A 5076-nucleotide genomic window follows, 5' to 3' on the forward strand; every position below is an offset into this window, starting at 1 on the left:
TGGATTCTTCTTGCGCTGTGAGGGTAGCTTCTTCTGCATCTCCAAGTACTTGCGAACCACTGCCTTATTCACCTCCGTGGCAGACATATCTCCAACGCACTCCAAAAAATCCTCACAACAAACTTGATGAAACAGCACTGTGCTCTTGGTGATGTTGGAGGCTTCCTTCTCTCGTATGAAATCCTGCATCAGCTTGCTCAGTTGCATCTCAGCTGCTTTTTCTACTTTTTCTGTTTTTTCAGCAATTTCGTTGGGGTTTGGTTGGGATGCTGTCTTTAAGGCTGCTGGTGCGACTGTGGTGGATTCTGGTGGAGTACTGAGAGAAGTAGTTGAGGCTTTGGAAGACAACCACTGCAGGTTGGTTTGCAGGGTATTTTAGTATTGCTGTATCAGTTCAGCTTGCACCAAGTCCTTGCCCTCCAACAGGTCAATCGCCCATCCAATCGCTTGAGGTAGAGTTCCTTCAACTGCTCCTTGAGTTGAAGATATTCCAAGGATTGCTTGTACCACTGCTGACCAAAGCGTTGTTCATACTTGCTCAGTTTCTCTTCAATTCTACCTTCGGTCTGCTCGGACTTATTTGCGTAGTAGTCCAGACGAGACGACTGGACTACTTTGCCTCTAGGTCGGCAATCGCTGCTTGTACTCGCTCGGCATTGTAGCGATTGGTGCGTAGCTGAATGTGCTTGATGTAGCGAAAGCTCTTCTCTAGTTCAATTCTGAGGATGTGCTTAATTTCCTCAAGGGTCATTTGAGACTGCCCAGCTTGAAATGAAATGGCTGTGTGCGGGACAGAATAGCAGTACTCAGAAACAGAAAGTGGGCAACTCTCTGAGCCAAGGGACCTTTAGGCTAAGACAGTAATGGAGAAAAATGTATCCGAACCGCCACTTTCAGTTAAATGAATTCAACGTCTCTTCATAGTCCAACTCTTTCTTCTCATTCCCAACTAAATTCACCTTCAATGTAAGTGCTCTCAGGACATACGACCAGTTGCCCAGAGAAGTATTGATCCAAAGGAATTGATCAACTAAAGTTTGAAGCCAATCACACAGAGTACCAGCACTCGCACCTGACGAGATTCTTGTAGTGAACTGTAACGGTGTAAAAAAAGTTGGATGAAGAAATAATTTTGGCTAATGAATCAAAAACTTGACTAAAATCTATTTCTAAAATAGCAGATAGGATATCTATCCTATAGATAACCAAATTTTTTGGTGAACAGTTGACTAGAAATCTGAATTTGGGAATAAAAAAGGAGTGCCTATGAATACATGAAAATTGATCTAAATGATAATTCAATACAACTCAACTAATGAGGTAAAATGAACTCTCTAAAGAAGTTTGCAAAGATCTCGTTCTTGATTTCAGTATCTCTATTATTGTCAAGTGCTGTCTTCGCCAAAAAGACAATAGAGTTTATACAATGGTGGGAGCCAGAACTACCAAAAGGAAGTTTTAGAGCCATCATGGATGACTTTGAAAAGGCGAATCCAGATATCGAAGTTAAACTTATTAGTGGGCCTTATCCTAATATTAAAGACCAGATAATTGTAGGTGCAGCGACAGGAACACTGAGTGATGTCGTAGGACTCGATGGAGCTTGGGTCAATGACCTGGCTAAGCAAGGGGCAATAACAGATATGAACCCATTGATGAGTCAGGGAACTCTGGATACAAAAGAAATTGCTGCAATCATAAAGTTGGACGGTGGAAGTTACATGTTCCCAGTGGCATCGTTCATATATCCAATATTTGTGAATTTGGATATGATGAACGAAGTGGGTTTACGAGGAATGCCTAGAACAAGAGGAGAATTCTTCGAAGCTGCAAAAAAGCTGACTGATAAGTCAAAGAATCAGTATGGCTGGGTATTACCGTTATCATTAGAAACTCCGTGGGGTGTTCAAAATGACGTAATGTCGTGGGTTTGGGCATCAGGGGGTAATATGATGAAAGATGGGAAGCCAGATCTACAGAATAAAGACGTAGTTGAAGTACTTAAATTTGTTAATGAAATGCACAAAGCAGGAGTAATATCACCAGGAACATTATCCAAAAAGGAGCAGGATAAAGTCGAAGAATTTGTCAATGAGCGAGTCGGTATGATGGTTGGGACACTTGCCCATATCAACTTAATCAAAAAGAGAAACCCAAAATTGAATTTCTCTATTACTGAAATGCCAGTAACTAAAGGGTTCAAAGATAAGAGTGGGATAATGTATGCAGCCTGGGGCATAGGTGTCAGCGAGCATTCAGAAAACAAAAAGGAAGCCTGGAAACTTGTTGAATATTTAATGAGCGCTGAGGTCAATAGCAGATTAGTGTCAATTGCAAATGCGTTTCCTGGAAATGTAAAAGGTCAACCGGATTTTGTGAAAACAGACCGGCAATTTGAAAAGGCATTTGCGATGTTTAAAAATGGATATCTCAAAAATGAGTTTACAGGGTTGCCTGTCGCTGGTGAATTGATGAGAATTTTGGATGAAGAAATTCAATTAATGCTGGAAGGAGAACAATCTCCTGAAGAAACAGCTAGAAAGGCCCAGACAAGGTGGATAGCTGAATTCTAAATCGCTAACAAAAACTTCTGGCCTGATAAGATTTAGTTGCTTTGACATAAGCAAAATGAGAATTATTGAAATAATATAACTAGCTCTCAAAATATTAGCAGGCCAGAAGCAAGATTTTAATAACTAAAATAAAATTATGAGAAATAATATAAATACATAGTTTCTCAAAAACTTATGGGTTCTTTAATAATTTTTTACAAAAGAAAGAGAGAATGAACACAATAAGGGTGAGGAAAAAGATCTATCCTTATCTTTACCAGACACCATCAATAAGTCTGCTAATAATATTGATGGTAATACCGATGGCAACAGTTATTAATTACTCATTTTTTGACAATGTTATCATGAAAAAAAGCCCAAACTTTGTGGGCTTATCAAATTACAAGGAAATATTAACTGACAATACATTCTGGATCTCATTTTATAATACTATTTATTTCACAGCCGCCAGCATTTTTTTTCATCTAATAATTGGGTTAGCATTTGCTCTTCTACTGAATTATAAATCTTTAAATATTATCGCTAAAAGTATCTTAAGAGTAATTTATATAGTCCCATGGTTGTTTACAGCCACAATTGTTGCAATCATATGGCGTCTTGTTCTAGATCCAAGTGGTGTAATAAATTACATACTTCTATCGTTCGAAATGATAGACGAGAGGATTGAATGGTTATCATCTAGAGATACGGCCCTTAATACAGTAACCTTCATAAATATTTGGGCTGGATATCCTTTCTATATGGTGAGTTTGTTAGCAGGTTTACAAGGGATACCAAATGAATTATACGAAGCTGCAAAGATCGATGGAGCTAATTTGGGACAACAGTTTATAAATATCACTATACCTCAATTAAAACCAATAATTTACACTTTAATATTATTAGACTTCATATGGACAATACAGGTTTTTCCTCTGATTTGGATGACAACAGGTGGAGGGCCGATACATTCAACAGAAATGCTAAGTACATACACTTACAAACTTGCATTTTCAAAGTATGAGTTTTCATTAGCTTCAACAAGCGCATTTTTAACATTTCTACTATCACTAACAGTAAGTATTTTCTACATAAAAAGACAAGTCAATCGCACAAATGATTAAGGAAGATATAAAAATTCGATTGCTAGTGTATATAGGATTGCTAGTGGGCCTTATCTTCACGCTGTTTCCCGTATTCTGGATCTTTATTAGTTCGGTAAAAACAAACACTGAAGTTTTTGCGTATCCCCCATCATTTATACCAGAAAATTTCACTCTTTCAGCCTACTTCAACATTTTTAATGATGAAGACAAATTAAGATTTTTCTTCAACAGTTATTTTATTGCCATAATAGTAACCATACTAACACTGTTGATATCTATACTGTCTGGTTATAGTTTTAGTAGGTTCGACTTCAAGCTCAAAAGGATACTTAATTTATCTATCATTAGTACACAGACAATACCTCCTATAACTCTGCTAATACCATACTTCGGTATCGTCGTTACGTTCAAAATTTTCGATACTTACTTAGCCCTAATCTTAACCTACCTAGTTTTCACAATACCATATGCCACCCTAATGATGACCAGTTATTTTAATACTTTACCAAAGGAATTGGATGACGCCGTATTGATGGATGGAGGTTCGAATTTCACAGCTCTTTGTAGAGTAATTATACCAATATCCCTACCAGGAATTGTTGCAACGTGTGTTTATACTTTTTTACTATGTTGGAATGAATTTCTGTTCGCGCTTACTTTGACTAAATCGTACGAGATGAGGACCGTTCCAATTGGCATTCAGCTGTTAATGGGACAGCATGCATATGAGTGGAATGAAATGATGGCTATGAGTATAATTGGGACTATCCCTATACTTTTCTTATATCTTTTCGCGCAAAAATATTTTTTAGCAGGCTTAACTTCAGGTTCAGTAAAATTTTAATAATGAATAGAATTCTCTTAGGATTTAGCAATAACATTGATCATGAAATATTTTGGAATAAAGATTATTTTAATGAACTGATTTTAAGATACAAAATTTGTTATGAAGACATTAATAAACTAAAGGAAATTCAATCAATAAGAGATTTACTGATCACAATTCTTTTTTGTGTCAAGAATAATATAGGATCTGAATATCATGTAAACAATTTTACTACGTTGTATGAATTCTCTTCGCTCTTCGAATATAAGATTACACATGGCGGAACAGCTATAAGAGCTGGCATTGCACTAAATATTATGAATAAGAGTTGCGCAGTATATCTGAGCTCTTATTCACAAGATATAGTCAATTTATTGCCCTCTAAGATACACTACCTCAACTGCAGTAAATATACTGAATCTTATCCACATGTCATTATACAATACCCTGAAAATACAACGTTTAATTTTTCTGGTAAAAAAATTTACTCACACAAAGCTGAACGAATTATCTTCGTAAATGATGCTATCAACGAAAATATTTTAATAGACAAAAATATCATTGATTCTTACTTTCCTTTTAAGGTGTTATT

At 36.5% G+C, this 5076-nt stretch carries 6 protein-coding genes; 4 read left to right on the forward strand and 2 right to left on the reverse strand.

The annotated features are described in order from the left end of the window. The coding region (locus tag P8O70_14785; protein ID MDG2198114.1) for a hypothetical protein at nucleotides 1-348 on the reverse strand (348 nt) is incomplete at its 3' end. 262 nt (nucleotides 349-610) lie between these two features. Continuing rightward, entirely contained in the window at nucleotides 611-751 is a 141-nt protein-coding gene (locus P8O70_14790) for a hypothetical protein (protein ID MDG2198115.1), read from the reverse strand. Between the two features lie 574 nt (nucleotides 752-1325). On the opposite strand from P8O70_14790, the gene P8O70_14795 reads away from it, so the two are divergent. From P8O70_14795 to P8O70_14810, 4 genes are all read left to right on the forward strand, one after another. Next, entirely contained in the window at nucleotides 1326-2573 is a 1248-nt protein-coding gene (locus P8O70_14795) for a sugar ABC transporter substrate-binding protein (protein MDG2198116.1), read from the forward strand. A 212-nt stretch (nucleotides 2574-2785) separates the two neighbouring features. Further along, nucleotides 2786-3676 carry a sugar ABC transporter permease gene (locus tag P8O70_14800; protein MDG2198117.1) on the forward strand — a complete coding sequence of 297 codons (891 nt, stop codon included), beginning with the start codon at nucleotides 2786-2788 and terminating at the stop codon, nucleotides 3674-3676. Next, the gene (locus P8O70_14805) at nucleotides 3669-4502 is read left to right on the forward strand and encodes a carbohydrate ABC transporter permease (protein MDG2198118.1); all 834 of its coding nucleotides are present in this window, start codon (nucleotides 3669-3671) and stop codon (nucleotides 4500-4502) included. The genes P8O70_14800 and P8O70_14805 overlap by 8 nt, the downstream gene beginning before the upstream one ends. 2 nt (nucleotides 4503-4504) lie before the next feature. Then, on the forward strand, nucleotides 4505-5076 hold a 572-nt coding region (locus tag P8O70_14810; protein ID MDG2198119.1), incomplete at its 3' end, for an ADP-dependent glucokinase/phosphofructokinase.

Source organism: SAR324 cluster bacterium (assembly GCA_029245725.1).
Classification (GTDB): Bacteria; SAR324; SAR324; order SAR324; family NAC60-12; genus JCVI-SCAAA005.

What these genes read in the sequence shown, in the direction of transcription:
- P8O70_14805 (MDG2198118.1), top strand. Translation starts at nt 3,669, where the DNA reads ATGATTAAGGAAGATATAAAAATTCGATTGCTAGTGTATATAGGATTG.
- P8O70_14800 (MDG2198117.1), top strand. Translation starts at nt 2,786, where the DNA reads ATGAACACAATAAGGGTGAGGAAAAAGATCTATCCTTATCTTTACCAG.
- P8O70_14795 (MDG2198116.1), top strand. Translation starts at nt 1,326, where the DNA reads ATGAACTCTCTAAAGAAGTTTGCAAAGATCTCGTTCTTGATTTCAGTA.
- P8O70_14790 (MDG2198115.1), bottom strand. Translation starts at nt 751, where the DNA reads ATGACCCTTGAGGAAATTAAGCACATCCTCAGAATTGAACTAGAGAAG.